Genomic DNA, 18,425 nt, shown 5'->3' on the forward strand with positions numbered 1-18,425 from the left:
GCTCTTGAACGTGTTGGATGATTTCAATCGCGAAGGATTGGGCATCGAGGTCGACTTTTCTTTGCCAGCGGAACGCGTGATCAGAAGCCTCAACCGCATCATCGAATGGCGTGGCAAGCCCGGCACCATAAGAGTCGGCAACGGCCCGGAATACATCAGTGGAAAGCTAATGAAATGGGCCGAGGAACAAGGGGTTACCATCCTACACATCCAACCCGGCAAACCTCAACAGAATGCTTACATTGAGCGCTACAACCGGACGGTCCGGCATGAATGGCTGGACCAATACATCATCGAAAGCATAGAGGAGGCACAAGATCACGCCACGCAATGGCTATGGACATACAACAACGACCGCCCGAACATTCCTCTCACGGTTTGCTTGCAAACCGTTGCCGGACAGCGGGGCATCGGCGGCATCACTCCCGCCCAGAAACTGAAAATGGCCGCGTAAGTTCTACGGATGCACCTCGTTAAAAAGGGGGGGATTACCGTGCGACTGGGTCGAACCCGAAGCCCCGGCCTCGGTAGATCTACCAATTGAGGGCGCTGCAGCCCTAAAGGCGGCGGTGATCATCGTGGTGTTGCATTATTCTACAAGTGGTCCGCTTCTCTGACCCAAAGCGAAAGGCCTGAACAGAAAGTGCCAGACCTCATCTAATAATCACGCCTGCCGTTCGGGTTATTTCCAAGCAGAAGGAGCAGCAGGCAGGCCAGGATTGGAGAAAAAAGTAAACTTAAAAGCACCCATCCAAAGGCAGTGCGGCCCCGCTTCGACGCCATTCCTGCAGGCAGCAGGATAAAAATCCAGAGTGCGAAAAAAAACGCCCCCAGCGCAAACAAAATGCCGAACCCAGTTTCAAACATAACGCTTCTTTCAACTCCCTTCGGATCACACTGCCAGTAAATTCCGGGCAATTACAAAATTGTACAATGCCCGAATACAGGTAACTCAAAAAAAAGGAACACTTTTCATGGCACGTGCGCAAGGCGCGCGGGCGCAGATGGCGCTTGCGTTCGAGACAGTTTACGGCACTCCGCCTGCTGGCGGTTTCACCAAGATGCCCTTCGCCAGCACCACGCTGGGGTCTGAACAGCCGCTCTTGAACAGCGAACTGCTGGGCTATGGCCGCGACCCTCTGGCGCCGATCAAGGACGCGGTGACGGCAGACGGCAATGTCGTCCTGCCGATTGATGCGGCCACATTTGGCTTCTGGCTGAAGGCGGCCTTCGGGCAACCTGTGACCACCGGCACCGGCCCTTGGACCCACGCGTTCCGCTCCGGGGGCTGGACGCTGCCCAGCCTGTCGATCGAGACCGGCATGCCAGAGGTGGCCCGTTTTGCCATGTATTCGGGTTGCGTGCTCGACACACTCAATTGGCAGATGCAGCGATCTGGGCTGCTGACCGCGACGGCAAGCCTCGTCGCACAGGGCGAAGCCGTTGCCAGCACGTCTGCTGCGGGCGCGCTGGCCGAACTTGCCCTCAAACGGTTCGGGCATTTCAACGGAGCGATCACGCGCAATGGCGCGAGCTTGGGCAATATCGTCTCGGCCGAGATCACCTATGCCAACAGCCTCGACCGGATTGAGACCATCCGCTCGGACGGCCGTATCGACGGGGCCGACCCGTCCATCGCAGCCCTGACCGGCAAGATTGAGGTGCGCTTTGCCGATCAGGTCCTGGTCAACCAGGCTATCGCGGGCGATCCCTGTGCGCTTTAGTTTGCCTACGTCCTGCCCTCCGGCGAAAGTTTCACCTTCACCGCCCATGCCGTCTATCTGCCGCGCCCCCGGATCGAGATTTCCGGTCCGCAGGGCGTACAGGCCAGTTTTGATTGGCAAGCAGCCCGCGACACCACATTGGGCCGGATGTGCACTGCCACCCTTATCAACGACATTGAGGAGTATTAATCCATGCTGCGCCTGAACCTCACCCGCGAAGCTGAGTGGCTTGGTCTGGCCCTTGGCGTGCGCATCAAGGTCGACCCCCTCACGACGGCTATCATGGTTGCCGCCCGCACCGATCCACGGGTGCGCACTATTGCCCCCGGCACACCTGACGACAGTATCGCCGTGGTCTTTGCCAAGTCCATTGCCACCCATGCCATTATCGAATGGGAGGGTGTGGGGGACGAGAACGGTGTTCCTATCGCCACAAGCCCCGAGGCCATCGACGCCCTTCTGGACCTCTGGCCAATCTTCGAGAGGTTCCAGACAGCCTATGTCGCCAAGGGTCTGGAGCTCGAGGCCGAAAAAAACGGCTCACCGTCCTTGCCGATTGGGTCTTCGGTGGGGGCGAGCGCTACTGCGCAGCCTGCGAAGGGCACTGCGAAGACTGCCCACAAATCCTGAACGCGCCCCAAACCCACGAAGGCTGGCAGGTCTGGGACCTCGCACAACGCCTTGGTGGTCAGATCCGCGCAATACCGGGCGCCATCCTAGGCTGGGACATGACCGCAGCCTTGGCCATGGCAACGGCGCTGGGCATTTCTCCGCGGGCCGTTGTTGAGCTTCTGCCCGGGATTGAGGCCGCAATGGTGCGCGGCATGACGAAACAAAACAGCCAGACTGATCTGTCTGGCGACTAGAGCGCATCGCGTTTAGCCGGGTTCACGCATTCACCGGACCGGGTGAGGCAGCGTTTGCGAAGCATAACGCGTTCGCCCGGTCCGGTGAATTCAATTGAACGCGACACGCTTTAAAAGGACATTCCCCCATGGCAGAAAAACGCGTCTCTGTCCGCCTCGCAGCGGTCGGCGGCCGCCAGGTGCGCGCAGAGCTGGAGGGCATTGGCGACGCAGGCGCCCGGGGTTTTGGGCGTCTGTCGCGCGAGATGGATGCGGCAAACACCCGGCTTGCCGCTTTTGCGCGGCGGGCTGGCATCGCGATGGCGGCGGCAGCGTCCGCCGCAACTGCGGGGCTCGGGATCATCGTGCGCAACGCCGCTGAGAGCGCAGATCAGATCCGGTTGTTCGCGCAAGTGGCCAATGCCACACCCGAGAGCTTCCAGCGCTGGGCGGCAGGCGCGCGCACCGTCGGGGTCGAGCAAGAAAAGCTCGCAGATATCTTGAAGGACGTGAACGACCGGGTTGGGGATTTTTTGCAGACCGGCGGCGGGCCGATGAAGGATTTTTTTCGAACAGGTGGCCCCCCGCGTGGGCGTCACGGCCGATCAGTTTGCCCGGCTTTCGGGGCCCGAAGCCCTGCAGCTTTATGTGACCTCTCTCGACCGTGCCGGTCTGAGCCAGCAGGAGATGACCTATTATCTTGAGGCCATGGCCTCAGATGCCACCCGCCTCCTGCCTCTCTTGCGAGATGGCGGGGCCGAGATGACGCGATTTGGCGATCAGGCCCGCGCGGTCGGCGCAGTTTTGACGGTGAGGCTCTGGCCTCTCTGCGCCAGACGCAGATTGCGCTCGGCAGCCTCTCTCTGGTGTTCGATGGGCTGCGCAACCAGATCGCTGTGGCCGTGGCCCCGGCGGTCACATGGCTGGCCGAGGTTTTCGTGGCCCTGGCAGGCGAAGGCGGCGCGCTCAGGACTGCTCTTGAAGCATTGGGTTCCAATATGGGGCGCATAGCTGCTTACGCGGCCACCTTCGCCGGTCTCATGGCGGGGCGCTGGGTTGCAGGGCTTGCCGCTGCCGTCCTGTCCGTCCGGGGCCTCGCGACGGCGCTTGTGATCCTACGAGGCGCACTGATCCGAACCGGGATCGGCGCGCTGATCGTCGGTACGGGCGAGTTGGTGTTTTCAGTTCGGGCGGCTGGTGCAAGGCGCGGGCGGTTTTGGGGCGGCACTGGGGCTCTTGGGGGATCTTGCCCGCGAGGTCTGGGACCGCATGCATCTTGGCATGGTGGCCTTGGACCTCGCCATTGTTGCGGGCTGGACGGAGATCAGCGCGAGCATTGCTGCCGCGTTGCAAACCGGGCTTGAAGCCGTGGTAGGTTTTGGCAATGCCACGCTGAACACATTCCAAGGGGCCTTTGATGCGATCAAAGTGCTCTGAGGCGCCCTGCCCGCCACCATCGGGGACTTTGCCTATGGCGCTGCTAACGCAATGATCGGTGGTGTCGAAGCCATGCTGAACGGCGTAGCGGGCCGGATCGACGGGTTTTTAGAGGGGATCAACGCCGGTCTTGATGTCCTAGGCATCGAGAAGCGTGTGCCCCTGATCGGCACGATCGAACTTGGCGGGGTTGAGAACCCCTTTGCCGGAGCGGCGGCGAATGCCGGTGCCGAGGCGCGCGCGGCGTTTCAGGCAGCGTTTTCAAGTGATCCGATCACGCCACCTGATCTGGGGCTCACTACCGCTGCCGAGACGGCCCGGAGCGAGGCGGCGCGCCTCAAGGAGATGATGGGCGAGGTTGCGACGGCGGCGACAGCACCCCTGCAGTCTGTGGCCGCCCTGCGCGCGGCGGTTGCTGCGGGAACGGCTGAGACGGCCAATGGTCTCGGCGGAGCGCAGGGCGCGGCTGCCGGGCTCTCAGACGCGCTCGATGGTGCTGGCACTGCGGCGGACCGCGCCGCGGGTGCGGGGCGTGCGGCGGGGACAGCGCTCAGCGATGCGGCCAAGACCGCAAAAGATGCCTGGGAAGCCACGTCCAAAGCCGTGCTTGCCGCTGCCGAGCGATCCCGCGAGATCGCGCAAGGTCTGGTACAAGATATCACCGGCCCCATCAAGGACGCCCTCAAATCCGGCGAGTTCACTTGAGAGACCTTTGCCGGGGCAATCTCGCGCATCGCCCAAAACCTCGCATCCCGGCTGATCGATCTTGCCTTCAAGCCGATTGAGAATGCCCTGATCAATGCGCTTTCTGGCGGGGGTGGTAGCGGCGGCGGTGGCTTTCTTGCAAGCCTCTTTGGATTTGCGAAGGGTGGGGTGTTTGCGGGTGGTTCAGAGATGACCGCCTTTGCACGCGGTGGGGTCGTCAATCGCCCGACCGTCTTTCCCTTTGCCTCGGGCATCGGGCTGATGGGCGAGGCGGGACCAGAGGCCATCATGCCGTTGAAGCGCGGACGTGGCGGACGGCTCGGCGTCGAGATGAACGGCGATGGCGCGGCCCCCGCGGCCCAGATGTCCACGCGCATCATCAACGTGCTCGATCCCAGCGTCGTTGGCGATTATCTCGCCACGCCCTCGGGGGAACGGGACATCCTGAACGTCATCCGCCGCAATCGCGGGGCCATCAATGCCTGAGCAACTGCCCTTATGGCCCCTCCCGGCGGTACAGCAGATCACCGAAGTTTTGGAATGGCGCACGGATATCCTGTCAGCGCAGGCCGGAGAACAGCGCATCGCGCTGCGGCCCCGGCCGCGCGAAATCATCACACTCCAGCATCGCTGTGATGCCCGTGGCATGGCGCGCGCTGCAGAATTGTCACGCGCGGGGTTCGCAGGCGGCTGGCAGGTACCGCTTTGGCACCTAGCCCTGCAGCCGACCGCTGATCTCGCACAGGGGGCAACCGAGATCCTGCTGGACACCACGCTGTCGGATTTCCGGGCGGCAGAGTTTGCAGTCCTTGCCATCGATGGACGCGAAGCCGTTTTGGTCGAGATTGTCACCGTGGCCGCGGATCGTATTCTCCTGGCAGAGCCACTGGGCATGCAACTGCCCGCGCTGTCGGTCAACGCCGCTCGCATCGCCGTCGCCCCCGTTCGGCAGGGCGTCCTCGCCTCGGCCATCGAGTTCACGCGGCGTCGTCAGAGTGATGGCATGGTCACAGCGACCTTCCTGCTGCGCGATGCCGCTGACCTCTCGGTGCCCGTTCTACCCAGCTATCTCGGCCGTCCGGTACAGACCAACCCGAGCCTTGTGCGCAGCCCGGTCAACGCCAGCTTCCGCAACGCAGTGGAATATGTCGACAATGGTTTCGGCCCCGTTATGGTCGAGCCCTTGCGCGATGTGTTTGAGCGCGGCGAGGCGATCACGCTCAAGGCCCAAAGCGCGCCCGCACGCTGGGCGCAGCGCCGCTGGCTCTGGTCGTTACGCGGCCGCCAATCGAGCTTCTGGCTGCCAACCTGGGGGCGCGAGCTGCAACTGCGGGCCGCGATGACCTCAGGATCGACGCTGATGCGCGTGGCACCTGTCGCGTCACTGGCGGGCTATGTGGGACGCCCGATCTTGCTGGAAATACTCGGGGCGCTGCGGTTTCGGACGATCACGGCCGCCATCCCGGATGGGATCGATCACCGTCTGACGATCTCCTCCAGCCTCGGTGAGCCGATTCCCTTAGGCACAAAAGTGCATTTCATGACGATGGTGCGTTCTGACGCTGACAGGGTGGAGATCCGGCATGGCGCAGTGGCGAGCGAAGTGACATTGCCGGTCGTGGAGGTTGCAGGGTGAGGTCCGGTAAAGGCATGGAAGGAGGAGGAACAATACGAGACGTGCTCGATCAAAAAAGGGCGTAGGCGTGGCAGCACACAGCGCCGCCGGTTCCAGATCTAGCCTTACTGGACGGTGCGGTTAACGGCAGATCAAGCCCGATGTGGACACCATAAAGGTCTGGAAACCGACCTTCGTGGCGCTTATCGCAAAGGCCATATACGCGGATCAAAACGCACATGGCCCCTTCGGATGCATGACTGTTTTTGGGCTTCGCAACTACAGCATCTACCAAAGAGCAATAATAGAAATGGGCACTGCTCGCGGAAAGCTCACAAGTATTTTAGTGGTTCATACACAGACATCGAACCGATCACTCACCGAGTCAGCTTGCAAGGCTTGGCAGTCCAGCTAGGAAACGTAAGAGTCATTCATTGCTTCGGCTCAAAAGGACCGTTCCACGCGGACCACTATGATTAAATCGGGTTTTTCCTCTGAACTAATAAGTTCTTCAGGAAGCGTTCGAAGGTTTGATTTCCAGTGTCCAAGATAACGGACCTCCTTAAAGGTCGCGTCGATGTAGTGCGCCAGAGCATTTGTGAATGAATCACCAATAACCCATACGGTCTGCTCAGACAGTGGGGCTTTGTTAATCACAATCTTCGCACGGTCAAAGGAGGTTTTCGGCAGGCTCGGAAGAGACATGATTTCCAAGTCTGGATTGCTACCCCATCCGATTTCCCAATTATCGCCTACGGCAACCGGAAAGTCGTGAAGCTCGGAGATCGCGATCAAATCACCCCGGTGCAGCTCGCCAGCTTCAAATGACACTTCGGGGACGGGCCAGCCCATGCGCTCTGCCAAAGTTGAGAAGGCACGAAACGCTCCCTTATCATTCCAATGCGTGTCTGTTCTATAATACAACAATCCAGAGCCTGCCTTAGCACGCAGAAAGTCTTCGACCGGATCAACCACAATCATATTCGGAATAGCATTCAATTGTTCTGTAAAATAGGTTACATAGCGCCTGTCAGAAGGTTTGATCTTGTTGGGTAGAAACTCCGGATAGGCCGTCGATTTGTTGGGGCCAATCAATAAAGCAACCGACGTGTTTACCGTTTCTGCGGCTTCAGCGAGGTTCGCGAAGAGCCTTGCCTCCCGGGCAGTGTCCTCCGGAAGGGGGATGTGGGCGAGCTTCAGTTTTGCAACTGTGTTATCATATGCATTCCCCAAAAAGAGCCACCCATCCTTCCCCCGATACCATTTGGAAGATGAACCATAAATGTGTTCGGCTCCCGGGCGTTTGATGAGCAGGTCTTCGAGCCTGCGCGACTCAGAGAAGTCCGTTCGGCTTATCACGAGCCCAGCCATACCTACGCAAAACATCGCGCCCGTTAGACCGACTATCTTAAGGCGAACGCTCCGGTGTCCAAATCTCAAAGGCCTTTCAACAAACCTGATTGTGAACCAAGCAAGAATGACCGCCAAAATGACCGCCAAAATGCGTTCATTCCTATGCGGAAGCTCCCCGCTTTCGACAATTTGGAGAAACGACAGAATGGGCCAGTGCCAGAGATAAAGTGGATAGCTGATGAGTCCAAACCATACAGCAACCGGGTTCATCATAAAAATCCGATTGGACCACGCAGTTGCTCCTGCTGCTATGATGAGAATGGCACCACAAACCGGAACAAGGGCCCAGATGGACGGAAACGGCACGTTTGAGCTGATCTCGGTAAAACCGTAGATCAGGAGGCAAAGTCCCCCAAGGGCCATAACATTTTCAGTGAGCGCCAACTTTCCCGGCACGATCCACAAGGGCACGGCCCGCCCAATAAATGTATCGACGCGCATCTTGGCACGATCAAGCGCATCCCGCTTGTAGAGCATTAGCCAAGCAAGAACGCTACCGCTCAACATTTCCCAGAAGCGGCCGAAGGGCCAGAAAAAAACCTCGGTCGGTTTCGACGCCACGAACCAGACATTGAAGTAAAACGACAACACAGCAACCAACAATGTGACCCATATGAGATTAAATCGCTGCCACCACGCTAGCCACAGAACGACTGGCCAGAAGATATAAAACTGCTCTTCGATGGCCAGGCTCCACAAATGAAGCAGGGGCTTGGTATCTGCTGCGGTGTCGAAATATCCGCTTTCGCCCACGAGTATAAAATTGACGATAAACGCAGCGCCACCGGCAACATGTTGTCCAAGCTGTTGGAACTCTTCTGACATCAGGGCGAACCAGCCGAAAGTGAGAGAGCTAACCATCACGAGAATGAGGGCTGGGAAGATCCGCCGGATGCGTTTGCCAAAGAAGTTGAGAAAAGAAAACTTGCCTTGGTCAAGGCTCGCGAAGATGTGGCCAGTAATAAGATACCCGCTAATCACAAAAAAGACATCAACGCCGATAAAGCCGCCCGTTAAGAGCGCAGGAAATGCATGATATAAAACAACCGAAAGCACAGCAAAGGCTCTTAGTCCGTCTATTTCAGCCCTGTAAGCTGTCGTTGTATATTCCGCAGAAGACAAAATTTTCTCATTCCTGTAGTTCAGCGTTCAGCCTGATCCGGATTTGCGGTATTTATACGAGTTTGAGAAAGTGGGCCATATAACAAATTTGTCCCGCATTGTAGACCTCGGTCACCACCGCAGTGAAGGCCCGCTCCCGCTCTTTCATCCGAACAACCCCTGTTCCACCGCAACGACCTGGGACACGCGCCTGCACACGCCGTGCTGCCCTATAATGCACCGTCATCCCGGTCGCGGGTGCAACCTGTTCGCCTGACCCTATGCGTGGAAACACCCCCATCATGACCTACGACACCATCGAAGCCTCCCCCGCCGATGGCCGCCCCTATTACCTTTACCAGTTCATTGAGGGCGCAGAGGTCTGGCGTTTCACCAGCAGGCCCGAGGATTGGCTCAGCGCAGGCAGCGGCGGCGACACCATTACCTGGAGATCCGCTGCTGTGGCACACGTCGATGTGGCGCAAACCAGCGAGATTGAGCGTGGACGCTTGGTGCTAACCTGGCCGCTCTCGCATCCCTTTGCGCGGCGGTTTCTCGCCCCGCTTGGCAATACGCCGATGACACTGACCATCTTTCGCGGGCATGAACAGGTCTTGGGCGAGACCGTCGCGCATTGGAAAGGCCGTGTGGTTGGCGCCGAAGTCGAGGGCGTGCGGATCTTGCTCACCTGCGAGTCCGTCTTCAGCACCCTGCGCCGCGCGGGCGTGCGCGCAAAGTATCAGCGCCTCTGCCGCCACGCGCTTTATGGGCGCGGCTGCGGGCTCGATATTGCGCTGCACTGGCAAACCGGAACAGTGACGGCTGCCTCCGGTACTGCGGTAACAATCCCAGAGGCCGCAGCCCAACCCGATGGCTGGTTTCGCGGTGGGGTGTTGCGGTTCGGCACCCAGCTTGGGTTTATCACGGGGCACGCAGGGGCGGCTCTGACCCTCTCACGCCCCATGCCAGATCTGGCCGCAGCCCTCGCCGCCCCCGAGATCGATCCCGTCACAGGCGCGTCCCTGCCCGTCCTCGCCGACATCGCTCCCGGTTGCGATCTGCGCGCCGCCACCTGTGCTGCAAAATTCGTCAATATCCTGAACTTCGGGGGCTTTCCCGAGATCCCGGGCCGCAATCCCTTTGGCGGCAGTTCCATCGTCTGACGCGCCCCCGCGCCCCCCAACAGGAAACGGCACCCCCACATGGCCTGGACCTTTATCGCGCGGCTCGTGCTCGGGCTCGTGCTGTCTGCGATTTCCTATCGGCACCATGCTGATCACTGGCCCCAACGTCGTTTGGGCCGGAGACCTCCGCGTCGTCCCCATCAAGAAGAAAGGCGGCAAGAAGTGACAGACCCGGATCAAACTTCGCCAGCATCGCTGCGGGTCACCATTCAAGACCTCCGATCCGCCCGCTATTGCCTCGCGGGCGTGCGCCCTTGGTTTCAAAGGCATGGCTTTGATTGGCAAGAGTTCCTCGATCACGGCATCGCGTCCGAGCGATTGCACAGCACCGGCGATGCGCTGATCGAACCCGTAATCCAAGAGGCCAAGACACGGATCGCGGCAGGGTTGGTGTCAGGACGTCCGGAGGCGCAGGGTGGGCGGAAGTAGCAAGTCTCAAACCGTCGGCTATCGCTATTCGCTGGGCGTGCATCTCGCGCTTTGCCACGGACCGGTGGATGCGATCCGCGAGATCCTCGTCGATCGCCGCACGGCCTGGTCTGTCACGACGGGCGGCAACTTCAGCGGCGGTGGCGCCGCCGTCGAGACCCGGATCGGCACCGTTGCAGGCCTATCCGCAACGGAAGCTTTGGCAGGCGACAGTGGTGCTACGATCACTTTCCCGTGGATGCGCGCAGGCGTGCGCGTCGGGCGGGATTACCGCCTCGCCCTAGCGAACGGCTCCAGCCAGACCATCACGCTGCAAAGCGTTGCCTATGATGCCGCGACCAACATAACGCGCTGGACCGTCCTTCCCGAAGCCTTGAGCCTGCCCGCACAATCGGTCGTGGTGTTTGAGGCCACGACAGGGACCAGCAACGCAGGGGCTGGCGGCGGACGTATCCGCATCGATAAACCCGATCTCTTCGGAGGCGAAAGCCGCGAGGGCGGTATTGTCGGCGATGTCGATGTCTTGATGGGCGGTCCCGGCCAGGGCCCGAACGACTATCTCGCCGCGCGCATGGGCGGCGATGTACCCACCTACCGTGGGCTTTGCAGTCTGGTGTTGCGCCAAGCCTATCTTGGCATCAACCCCTACCTCAAACCCTGGGCCGTCCGCTTCACCCGGGTGCTGACAGGCGAGGCAGGTTCACCGCAATGGTACCCAGAGAAGGCCGCCATCGTCCCAGAGGCGAATATCTCGGATGCCGCGATCTACATTGCCCTCGACGTCTCGGGCTCAATGTCGGGCACCCGCATGGCAGCCCAGAAGGCAGGCGTGGCAGCCCTGATCCGCGAGATTGGCGCCAGTGTCGATCCCGACCTGCCCAATGACATCCGCATTGTGCTCTGGAACGTTGCCGTCGCCGGATCGGTTGAACGGCGCGGCATGGGCTCGGAGGATTACGCGGCCCTCGAGAGCTGGATGCTGGCGCTGCCCAATACCACCTCGGATGGCACCAGCTTTGATGCGGCGTTCACAGATGCCAGCGCCTTCTTCGCAGGTGGCGGTTCCAAGCGCCGGATCGTGATTTTTGTGACTGACGGCGAACCCTCGCCCACCTCTTCCGTCGAGGCAGCCCTCGTCCTCATCCGCACCCTGCCCCCCACCGACATCTTCGGCTTTAACATCGCGCTCACGAACACGACCTACACCGCACGCATCGACAACACGCCCGTTGACGGCGTGCCGGTCATCCCGCCCGGCAATCCGCAAGCGCTAGTGGCCTCCTTGCGCGGGGCGTTTGGCAATGGGCCGGACATGAACCCGGCCCATATCATCCGAGAATGCCTGACCAACCGCGATTGGGGTCTGGGCTATTCCACGGTCGAGATCGGGGTGAGTTTCACGGGGGCTGCGGATGCGCTCTACACCGAAGGATTCGGGCTGTCGCTGATCTGGCAGCAAGACAGCTCCATTGATGCGTTCATTGGCAGCATTCTAGATCATATTGATGCCACGCTGTTCATCGACCGGCGCAGCGGGCTTTGGGAATTAAAGCTCGTCCGGGCCGATTATGCGGTGGCCAGTATCCCTGTGTTCGACGAGACCAATGTGGTCGATTGGGGCCGCCTCGGGCGCCGCTCGCCTGCCGATCTGGTCAACAGCGTCACCGTCAGGTTTACCGATGCCTGGACCGACGACACCGGCGCTGTCAGCGTTACCGATACCGCCCGGGTGCAGGCCATGGGCGAAGTGCTGGCCACCACGCTTGATTACCCAGGCATCCGCTATCAGGGGCTGGCCGTACGCGTCGCCGAACGCGACCTGCGCGCGCTCTCCGCCCCGCTGCTGGCGGGTGAGATTGTCATCAATCGCGAGGGTGCGAGCCTTGGGCCGGGCGATGTGATCCTGGTCAACTCGGCGCGCCGCGGGATTGCGGATGTTGTTATGCGCATTTCCGAGATCGACAGGGCGACGGGCGCGACAATGGCATCCGGCTCAAGATCGCCGAGGATGTCTTTGCGCTGGGTGCAACCGCAATCGCGGGCGGACGACAACCAAGCGGCAGCGGTGTCGCCGCCCCGCCGCGCACATTGGCACGCCGCATGGTCGAGGAAGCCCCTTACTGGCTCTTGGTACGCGAGTTGGGCCATAGCGAGGTCGACCGCATCCTTGGCGAGGATCCCGGTGCAGGCGCGCTGATAGCCACTGGCGAGCGCCCAAGTGCGGACGCATTGGCTGCCGAGCTGTGGGTCAATTCCGGCACTGGCCCTGCGCAGGAAGGTGTGGTCGCCTTCGCGCCCACGGCCCTGCTGGCCGCGGACCAGCCCGATGATCCAGAGGTGCGCGTGATCGCAGTGACCGGCTGACGCGATATCGGTGAGGTTGGCATCGGCACGCTGGCCGCCTTAGGCGGGGAACTTGTTCGGGTCGACGGGATCACGGCCACGGCGATCACAGTTGGGCGCGGATGCCTCGACACTGTTCCGCGCGCGCATGCGGCCGGAACGCCCGTCATCTTCTTTGACGAGGTGGCCCGGATCACCGAAGACGCATGGGCCGCTGGCGAGACGCTGGCCGCACGGCTGTTGCCCGAGACCGGGCGCGGAACACTGGCCTTTGCGCTGGCACCCGAAGACATCCTCACGCTGGACCGCCGCGCGATCCGGCCCTTGCCGCCCGGCCGCGTGCAGGGCAATGGCAGCTACACCCCCAATGTGGATGCGCTGATCATAGGTGATCTGCTGCTCAGCTGGGCGCATCGCGACCGGCTAACCCAGACCAGCCCGGTGATCACCGATCACACGGCCGCTTCCATCGGGCCAGAGCCAAGGGTGCGCTACAGCATCGAGGTCCGATGGATCGACCCGGACACCGGCATAGCCATTCTGCCTGCGGGCATCGTGATTGATGCGGGTCTTACCAGCAGTTGGACCCTTGCTCCGGATGATATTTCTGAGACTGGCGCCCCCTACCGTACCGCCGAGATCAATGTGGCCGTGCGATCTGTGCGCCTTGTTGAGGGCGCCTGGCTCTCGGATCGGGAAGCCAGATGGTTTCGCCTGACGGCCCCCATTGCCGCCGGGTGGGATCGGGGCTGGGGCTTTCTCTGGGGCGCCTAAGTATAGCCACTGTCACATTTACCAAAACCACAACGAACGAGGACGAGCATGCCGGAACGGATCATGCCCGGATTGGGGCTGCGCGCCTTTTACGATCCCGGTCAACGCAATTGGGGCACCAGCGTCAGCGAGGACCTGCGGCGCCTCTCGGCACTTATCCAGGCGCGCGCTGCATCGCGCAGCACGCCGCTGCCCACCACTGGCAGCGCAGGCCAGGTTCTGATCGTGCCCGCCGCAGCCGGTGCCAATGCCAATACCATCGCACTCTGGGATGAGATCGCAGGAACCCCGGCCTGGGTCTTTCTGCCGCCGCAGGACGACTGGCAAGTCTGGATCGCCGACGAGGCGCGCCATGTGCGCTTCAGCGCCGGGGCATGGATTGAGGTGCAGCGCCCCGGCATTGTGACGATCCGCACCTTAACGGCCACGGCGCATACGCTGGAAATAAGCGACACCGGCAGCATCATTGAGGCCACCGGCTCCTCCGCCGTCGCCGTGACAATCCCCGCCGAGGTGAGCGTGCCGTTCGAGATCGGCACTCTGATCAACATCACGCAAGTGGGGACCGGGGCGGCAACGATCACGATCGCATCGGGCGTCTCGCTAAATGGCACCTTAGGCGGATCGGTGGCGTTGACCGGCCAATGGGCGGGGGCGGCATTGACCAAACGCGGGGTAGATGCCTGGATCATTCAAGGCGCCTTGGCCGGATCCGTCGCATGAGCCGCCTGATGCTGCGCGCAGCGATCTTGGAGCAAAGTGCTGCCGGTGCAGGCCCCCCGCTCGATATTGGCAGCATCTGGCAACTGGACGTCACCCGTCGCCCTGCAGGCTACACGCTCTCGAATGACAACCAAACCGCCGTCAACACCTCGGGCGGGACCAACTACCAGCGCTGGGTGCCAACCGCCAAGGCGATCCTGCCCTCGGACGGGCGGCGCTATTGGGAGGTGCTATGCGCCCCAGGCGGCGCCGCCGCATTCGACGGTTATTTCGGCGTCGTCTCGGCCGAACAGCGCGAAGAGTTCAATGCTGGCAACAACCCGATCACGCTGGGCTCTATCGGTTGGCGCGGCAACGGCACGCTCTGGTCCTCCGATACTACAGCATCCTCCCAGCGCATGACCGGTCTGCCATCCCATGGCAGCGGCGATGTGCTGATGTTTATTCTCGATCCGGCCACAGCCAGCCTCTGGACAGGCAAGAACGGCATCTGGCACAGCGATCCGGTGAGTGGTGCTGCCACTTGGACCGCAGGCGGCAGCACCGCCTTTTATCCGCAAATCCAGGGCCGCAATTCCGGTGATGGCGGCACGCTGCGCTCATTGCCCTCGCAGTTCAGCTATCCCGTCCCGCCCGTCGCGCGCGCGCTGGGTTTTGCGGACCCCGATCTCTCAATCTTTGAGGCCGACGTCTTCTTTGAGTTCGGCTGGGACAAGGATCTCAGCGTTGGTGAGTTTGACGCCTGGCTCGTTATTGGTGGCGGCAAAGCCCTGACCGCCACCCATACCGCCCTCTATATCGAAGTGGAATTGCTATGAGTTACATCCTGCATCTGGGCCACCAGCCCACTGACATCGCCGGTATCTCGGGGCTGCTGAGCACCACGGCCGGAGGGTTCGATGCCACCCTCGACATAAACGCCATCCGGCATGTTGGCGGGAGCACCTATTCAGCACCCTTTTCTATCGCCGTCGCTGAGCCCCTGGGGGATCTTTGGCTCGGGTTTCGCTATGTGCCGCCCAACACCGACGCCAACAGCATCTCCCGGTCCGAGACGAGCTTTCTGGAGTTTTATGACGCGAACAACGTGATGATCGCCCAGATCAAGCCGATCACCTCGACCAATCGCTATCACGCCATCGCCTCAGGCGACACCAGCGTACAGGGCAGCTCGAGTTACCTGGCGCCGAACGGTCAGCCGCAATGGATCGACGTTCGCCTGTCGGTCGGCGCCGAGATCACCGTCGAGTTCTATGTCGAAGGCGTGCTGCAGACGGCGGCCACGGCAGCCAATACAAGCGCCGAGGGCAAGCCGCGGCATATCCTCTTTGCCAATACGGCCCTTCACGGCGCCTCCTCGACACGCACCTGGTATTACGCCCATATTGCCGCGCTAGACGGGGTCTCAACTATCGGACGGCGGTTCGTGCGCCGCAGCCCGAACGCCATCGCCAGTTTCAACCAGATGATCGGCAGCATCGATGCGCTGAAGGACAGCGACATCGCCACCCGGGTTGCCAGCAATTCCGCGGGCCAGCGCATGTCGTTCTCGCTCACCGGCCCGACGGGGCCCGCGTCGGTCTCGGCCATCGCGGGCTTGCATCTCAAGCAGATCGCCCAAGGCGGCACGGACGGACCCGATGCCACCGCCGGGTTCTTGCGCCTAGGCGGCGTGAACTATGACGCGCCGCCCCTGACCGTGCCGATGGTCGCGCCAAAGGCATTCTATTCCAGTTGGGCGGTGAACCCTGCCGACAACAGCGCCTGGACCAGCCTCACGCTCCCAAGCGAAGTCCGGATCGTCTCGGCATGAGCCCGCATCGCTCCGGTGAGAACCACGTCCGCATGCCCGATGTCGAATTTGAGGAATTGCTGGCCCGGGCGGCAGAAGAAGGCGCAAAGCGCGCGCTTGCCGATGTCGGGCTCGATGGCAAGGAAGCCGCCCTCGATATCCGGGATCTGCGCGCCCTCCTCGATGCCATCCGCTTTGTGCGCCGCACCGCCGTTCAAAGCGCGGTTCAACTCATCACCACAGGCATCATCTTGGCGCTGCTCGCAGGCATCGCGCTGAAGATAAAAATCTTTGGCTCGGGTGGCTGACACCCGCGCCATCCCCGATTTGAAGTTTGAAGCTTTCCAACGCGGCCAAACCGACTGATCACCCCGCCAGCAAGCCCGATCCAACCAGACCCGCCCACAAGGCGGGTTTTTTCATGCCCGGCGACGGGCGAAAGGAGCCTTCCCATGCCCACAGATACACGTGAACCCCTCCGCCTGATCCAGAGCGGCCTTGATAAACTTGGCCATTCTCCCGGCGCCATTGATGGCCTCTGGGGTCTGCGCACCGCCCGCGCGTTGAAAGCGCTTCTGGCGGCGAACGGCCGCGCGGCATCCGTGGCACCGCCCGGCCCGCTGCCCTGGATCACTGAGGCGAAGTCAGCGTTGGGCCGCCATGAGGCCCGTGACCGCTCCTGGCTAATGGATTGGCTGAAACGTGATGGCCGGTCCCTGGGCGATCCGTCGAAGAACCCGTGGTGTGGGGATTTCGTGGAAACCTGCATCCGTATCGGGCTGCCTGACGAACCGCTGCTTGGCGCGTTGGGCACCAATCCCTACTGGGCCCGGAATTGGCTGCTCTTTGGCCGCGGGGTGCAACCGATCACTGGCGCCGTGCTGATCTTCGAGCGCGGGTCCGGTGGCCACGTCGATTTCGCGATCGGTCAGGACGACATGCATTTCTACGTGTTGGGTGGCAACCAATCCGATGCCGTCACCATCGCGCGGATCGCCAAGTCACGCCTGCTCGGCGCGCGTTGGCCCGCAACGTTTCCGCCCCGCCCGCAGCGTCTGCCAACGATGAAGCCGGGCGAATACCTCGCAACCACCAATGAAACCCGAACAGGAGAAAACCATGCTGAAACCTGCAATCCTGGCGCTGCTGCGCCAAATTCTGACCGTCGCTGGCACCGCGCTGGTCGCCAAGGGATATGTCGAAGCCTCTGATATCGAACCGGTGATCGGCGCGCTGCTGACCATTGGGTCGGTGGTCTGGTCGGTTACGGATAAGCGGGCGCGATAGGACCAGTTGCAGCGGCGCGGTTATTCAGGGCATTCAGCTTGAGTGACCGCACTGCGGACAAAGTCTGAATTCGCTGCGACTGCTCCAATGTCTGCAATTGGCAGTTTTCCTTTGGCACAGTCAGAAAGGGACTACCTTTCAGCTCGTTCTAAAAACCACGCCACCACTGCATTTGTCGCGGCGTTCAGCTTGGGTTTTCGCGTCGCGAGCAGGTAGAATTCCTGTTCGCCGAACAGGGTATGTGGTGTAATCTGGATCAATCGCTTGGCCTCAAGTTCCGCAGCCACAAGAAATCGGCTTACCAGAGCCACGCCCTGACCAGAAAGTGCAGCATCCACGGCCAAGGACGTTTGACTAAGGCGCAGTCCACGACCTCCTTTGTCCTCGATATTCAACAATCCCAGAAATTCCGACCAGAGATCATGCGAGTCGTGAAGCTTGGGCATAGACGACATGACCTGAGCACTGACAGGCAAAGTGTGCCCGTAAACAAGGCTTGATGCTGCGACTGCGATAACCTCCTGACGAAACAACAGGTGAGCGTCGAGGGAGGCACCAAATGGCGGCCTGCCCTGCCTGACAGCTAGATCAATACCGTCGCCGTGAAAGCTTGAGACCTTTTCTGTTGCCAGAATGCGTAGGTCGATCTCAGGGTGCCTGGCCGAAAACTCAGGCAAGTTGGGGATCAACCATTTTGCCGCGAATGTTGGCGTGACGCTCACAAGGACTTTGCCGGGTTCTGGCTTTAGTTGATCGGTCGCACTGCGAAGTGCGTCGAACGCGGCGGCAACATTCACGTGATAACTTCGCCCCGCCGAAGTGAAGGCCAGCCCTTTCGGCAGTCTTTCAAACAATGGCATGCCCAGATGCGCCTCAAGCTGGCGAACGTGTTGGGCGACGGCCCCTTGAGTGACGCCGAGTGCACCCGCAGCAGCACGGAAGTTCAGAAACCTACCAGCCACTTCAAATGCGCGTAGCCCGTTGAGCGGAGGAAGTTGCGACATTTGGCGATAGTATTCCTACAGGCATGAAGCATCAATTCTCAGGGGCTAT

Annotated in this window: 21 protein-coding genes and 3 pseudogenes; 21 read left to right on the forward strand and 3 right to left on the reverse strand. The window is 61.1% G+C overall.

Going from position 1 to position 18,425, the window contains the following annotated elements; translation table 11 throughout:
* Both AKU94_RS16655 and AKU94_RS20535 read left to right on the forward strand, forming a co-directional pair.
* Positions 1 to 454 (forward strand): integrase core domain-containing protein (locus tag AKU94_RS16655; protein ID WP_157056588.1); only part of this gene is annotated, 454 nt, incomplete at its 5' end.
* 28 nt (positions 455 to 482) lie between these two features.
* Positions 483 to 617 (forward strand): annotated as a pseudogene (locus AKU94_RS20535) (acyl-CoA transferase); the annotation flags it as partial.
* 40 nt (positions 618 to 657) lie between these two features.
* Here AKU94_RS20535 and AKU94_RS16660 read toward each other — a convergent pair.
* Positions 658 to 867, reverse strand: coding sequence for a hypothetical protein (locus AKU94_RS16660; protein WP_050528392.1), 210 nt, complete (start codon positions 865 to 867; stop codon positions 658 to 660).
* A gap of 107 nt (positions 868 to 974) precedes the next feature.
* Between AKU94_RS16660 and AKU94_RS16665 the strand changes: the two are divergent.
* The 8 genes and pseudogenes from AKU94_RS16665 (at position 975) to AKU94_RS16685 (ending at position 6,347) form a co-directional block, all read left to right on the forward strand.
* A pseudogene (locus AKU94_RS16665) lies at positions 975 to 1,913 on the forward strand (phage tail tube protein).
* A gap of 3 nt (positions 1,914 to 1,916) precedes the next feature.
* Complete coding sequence (locus AKU94_RS16670; protein ID WP_050528393.1) at positions 1,917 to 2,354, forward strand: hypothetical protein; 438 nt, start codon at positions 1,917 to 1,919, stop codon at positions 2,352 to 2,354.
* An 83-nt stretch (positions 2,355 to 2,437) separates the two neighbouring features.
* Positions 2,438 to 2,590 carry a DUF7697 family protein gene (locus AKU94_RS20540; protein WP_456300041.1) on the forward strand — a complete coding sequence of 51 codons (153 nt, stop codon included), beginning with the start codon at positions 2,438 to 2,440 and terminating at the stop codon, positions 2,588 to 2,590.
* Between the two features lie 128 nt (positions 2,591 to 2,718).
* Positions 2,719 to 2,920 (forward strand): annotated as a pseudogene (locus tag AKU94_RS20945) (hypothetical protein); the annotation flags it as partial.
* A gap of 846 nt (positions 2,921 to 3,766) precedes the next feature.
* Positions 3,767 to 4,006, forward strand: a complete 240-nt coding sequence (locus AKU94_RS19825; RefSeq protein ID WP_157056589.1) for a hypothetical protein — start codon at positions 3,767 to 3,769, stop codon at positions 4,004 to 4,006.
* A 72-nt stretch (positions 4,007 to 4,078) separates the two neighbouring features.
* Positions 4,079 to 4,711, forward strand: coding sequence for a hypothetical protein (locus tag AKU94_RS19830; RefSeq protein WP_157056590.1), 633 nt, complete (start codon positions 4,079 to 4,081; stop codon positions 4,709 to 4,711).
* Positions 4,712 to 4,900: 189 nt separating this feature from the next.
* Positions 4,901 to 5,197 carry a phage tail tape measure protein gene (locus AKU94_RS19835; protein ID WP_157056591.1) on the forward strand — a complete coding sequence of 99 codons (297 nt, stop codon included), beginning with the start codon at positions 4,901 to 4,903 and terminating at the stop codon, positions 5,195 to 5,197.
* Positions 5,190 to 6,347 carry a hypothetical protein gene (locus AKU94_RS16685; protein ID WP_050528394.1) on the forward strand — a complete coding sequence of 386 codons (1,158 nt, stop codon included), beginning with the start codon at positions 5,190 to 5,192 and terminating at the stop codon, positions 6,345 to 6,347. The genes AKU94_RS19835 and AKU94_RS16685 overlap by 8 nt, the downstream gene beginning before the upstream one ends.
* Before the next feature lie 423 nt (positions 6,348 to 6,770).
* Here AKU94_RS16685 and AKU94_RS16690 read toward each other — a convergent pair whose 3' ends face one another.
* The gene (locus AKU94_RS16690) at positions 6,771 to 8,861 is read right to left on the reverse strand and encodes an acyltransferase family protein (RefSeq protein ID WP_050528395.1); all 2,091 of its coding nucleotides are present in this window, start codon (positions 8,859 to 8,861) and stop codon (positions 6,771 to 6,773) included.
* A gap of 281 nt (positions 8,862 to 9,142) precedes the next feature.
* Here AKU94_RS16690 and AKU94_RS16695 point away from each other — a divergent pair, with 281 nt between their 5' ends.
* The 11 genes from AKU94_RS16695 (at position 9,143) to AKU94_RS20995 (ending at position 17,372) form a co-directional block, all read left to right on the forward strand.
* Positions 9,143 to 10,003: a phage BR0599 family protein gene (locus AKU94_RS16695; RefSeq protein ID WP_050528396.1), complete on the forward strand. Its 861-nt coding sequence runs from the start codon at positions 9,143 to 9,145 to the stop codon at positions 10,001 to 10,003.
* Positions 10,004 to 10,186: 183 nt separating this feature from the next.
* On the forward strand, positions 10,187 to 10,453 hold the full coding sequence (locus tag AKU94_RS16700; protein WP_232295795.1) for a hypothetical protein: 267 nt from the start codon (positions 10,187 to 10,189) through the stop codon (positions 10,451 to 10,453).
* Entirely contained in the window at positions 10,440 to 12,650 is a 2,211-nt protein-coding gene (locus AKU94_RS16705; RefSeq protein WP_232295796.1) for a phage tail protein, read from the forward strand. Before AKU94_RS16700 ends, AKU94_RS16705 begins: the two co-directional genes overlap by 14 nt.
* Complete coding sequence (locus AKU94_RS20545) at positions 12,593 to 12,817, forward strand: hypothetical protein (protein WP_232295797.1); 225 nt, start codon at positions 12,593 to 12,595, stop codon at positions 12,815 to 12,817. The genes AKU94_RS16705 and AKU94_RS20545 overlap by 58 nt, the downstream gene beginning before the upstream one ends.
* Before the next feature lie 162 nt (positions 12,818 to 12,979).
* Positions 12,980 to 13,570: a hypothetical protein gene (locus AKU94_RS20550; protein ID WP_050528398.1), complete on the forward strand. Its 591-nt coding sequence runs from the start codon at positions 12,980 to 12,982 to the stop codon at positions 13,568 to 13,570.
* Positions 13,571 to 13,618: 48 nt separating this feature from the next.
* Positions 13,619 to 14,293 carry a DUF2793 domain-containing protein gene (locus tag AKU94_RS16715; RefSeq protein WP_050528399.1) on the forward strand — a complete coding sequence of 225 codons (675 nt, stop codon included), beginning with the start codon at positions 13,619 to 13,621 and terminating at the stop codon, positions 14,291 to 14,293.
* The gene (locus AKU94_RS16720; protein WP_050528400.1) at positions 14,290 to 15,111 is read left to right on the forward strand and encodes an SPRY domain-containing protein; all 822 of its coding nucleotides are present in this window, start codon (positions 14,290 to 14,292) and stop codon (positions 15,109 to 15,111) included. The genes AKU94_RS16715 and AKU94_RS16720 overlap by 4 nt, the downstream gene beginning before the upstream one ends.
* Positions 15,108 to 16,106: a hypothetical protein gene (locus tag AKU94_RS16725; RefSeq protein WP_050528401.1), complete on the forward strand. Its 999-nt coding sequence runs from the start codon at positions 15,108 to 15,110 to the stop codon at positions 16,104 to 16,106. Before AKU94_RS16720 ends, AKU94_RS16725 begins: the two co-directional genes overlap by 4 nt.
* A complete protein-coding gene (locus tag AKU94_RS16730; RefSeq protein WP_050528402.1) occupies positions 16,103 to 16,393 on the forward strand; it encodes a DUF6127 family protein in 291 nt (96 codons plus the stop codon). The genes AKU94_RS16725 and AKU94_RS16730 overlap by 4 nt, the downstream gene beginning before the upstream one ends.
* A 144-nt stretch (positions 16,394 to 16,537) precedes the next feature.
* A complete protein-coding gene (locus tag AKU94_RS16735; protein ID WP_232295798.1) occupies positions 16,538 to 17,296 on the forward strand; it encodes a C40 family peptidase in 759 nt (252 codons plus the stop codon).
* Positions 17,265 to 17,372: a Pam3-gp28 family putative phage holin gene (locus AKU94_RS20995; RefSeq protein ID WP_456300042.1), complete on the forward strand. Its 108-nt coding sequence runs from the start codon at positions 17,265 to 17,267 to the stop codon at positions 17,370 to 17,372. Before AKU94_RS16735 ends, AKU94_RS20995 begins: the two co-directional genes overlap by 32 nt.
* 131 nt (positions 17,373 to 17,503) lie before the next feature.
* Here the strand turns inward: AKU94_RS20995 and AKU94_RS16740 are convergent, their stop codons facing one another.
* Positions 17,504 to 18,376: a LysR substrate-binding domain-containing protein gene (locus AKU94_RS16740; RefSeq protein ID WP_050528403.1), complete on the reverse strand. Its 873-nt coding sequence runs from the start codon at positions 18,374 to 18,376 to the stop codon at positions 17,504 to 17,506.
* Positions 18,377 to 18,425 lie beyond the last annotated feature (49 nt).

Source organism: Pseudorhodobacter aquimaris (assembly GCF_001202025.1).
Taxonomy (GTDB): domain Bacteria; phylum Pseudomonadota; class Alphaproteobacteria; order Rhodobacterales; family Rhodobacteraceae; genus Pseudorhodobacter; species Pseudorhodobacter aquimaris.

Excerpts from the sequence above, each read along its gene's own strand:
- AKU94_RS16660 (WP_050528392.1), bottom strand. The coding sequence starts at position 867 with ATGTTTGAAACTGGGTTCGGCATTTTGTTTGCGCTGGGGGCGTTTTTT.
- AKU94_RS16670 (WP_050528393.1), top strand. The coding sequence starts at position 1,917 with ATGCTGCGCCTGAACCTCACCCGCGAAGCTGAGTGGCTTGGTCTGGCC.
- AKU94_RS19830 (WP_157056590.1), top strand. The coding sequence starts at position 4,079 with ATGCTGAACGGCGTAGCGGGCCGGATCGACGGGTTTTTAGAGGGGATC.
- AKU94_RS19835 (WP_157056591.1), top strand. The coding sequence starts at position 4,901 with ATGACCGCCTTTGCACGCGGTGGGGTCGTCAATCGCCCGACCGTCTTT.
- AKU94_RS16685 (WP_050528394.1), top strand. The coding sequence starts at position 5,190 with ATGCCTGAGCAACTGCCCTTATGGCCCCTCCCGGCGGTACAGCAGATC.
- AKU94_RS16695 (WP_050528396.1), top strand. The coding sequence starts at position 9,143 with ATGACCTACGACACCATCGAAGCCTCCCCCGCCGATGGCCGCCCCTAT.
- AKU94_RS16715 (WP_050528399.1), top strand. The coding sequence starts at position 13,619 with ATGCCGGAACGGATCATGCCCGGATTGGGGCTGCGCGCCTTTTACGAT.
- AKU94_RS16720 (WP_050528400.1), top strand. The coding sequence starts at position 14,290 with ATGAGCCGCCTGATGCTGCGCGCAGCGATCTTGGAGCAAAGTGCTGCC.
- AKU94_RS16725 (WP_050528401.1), top strand. The coding sequence starts at position 15,108 with ATGAGTTACATCCTGCATCTGGGCCACCAGCCCACTGACATCGCCGGT.
- AKU94_RS16730 (WP_050528402.1), top strand. The coding sequence starts at position 16,103 with ATGAGCCCGCATCGCTCCGGTGAGAACCACGTCCGCATGCCCGATGTC.
- AKU94_RS16735 (WP_232295798.1), top strand. The coding sequence starts at position 16,538 with ATGCCCACAGATACACGTGAACCCCTCCGCCTGATCCAGAGCGGCCTT.
- AKU94_RS16740 (WP_050528403.1), bottom strand. The coding sequence starts at position 18,376 with ATGTCGCAACTTCCTCCGCTCAACGGGCTACGCGCATTTGAAGTGGCT.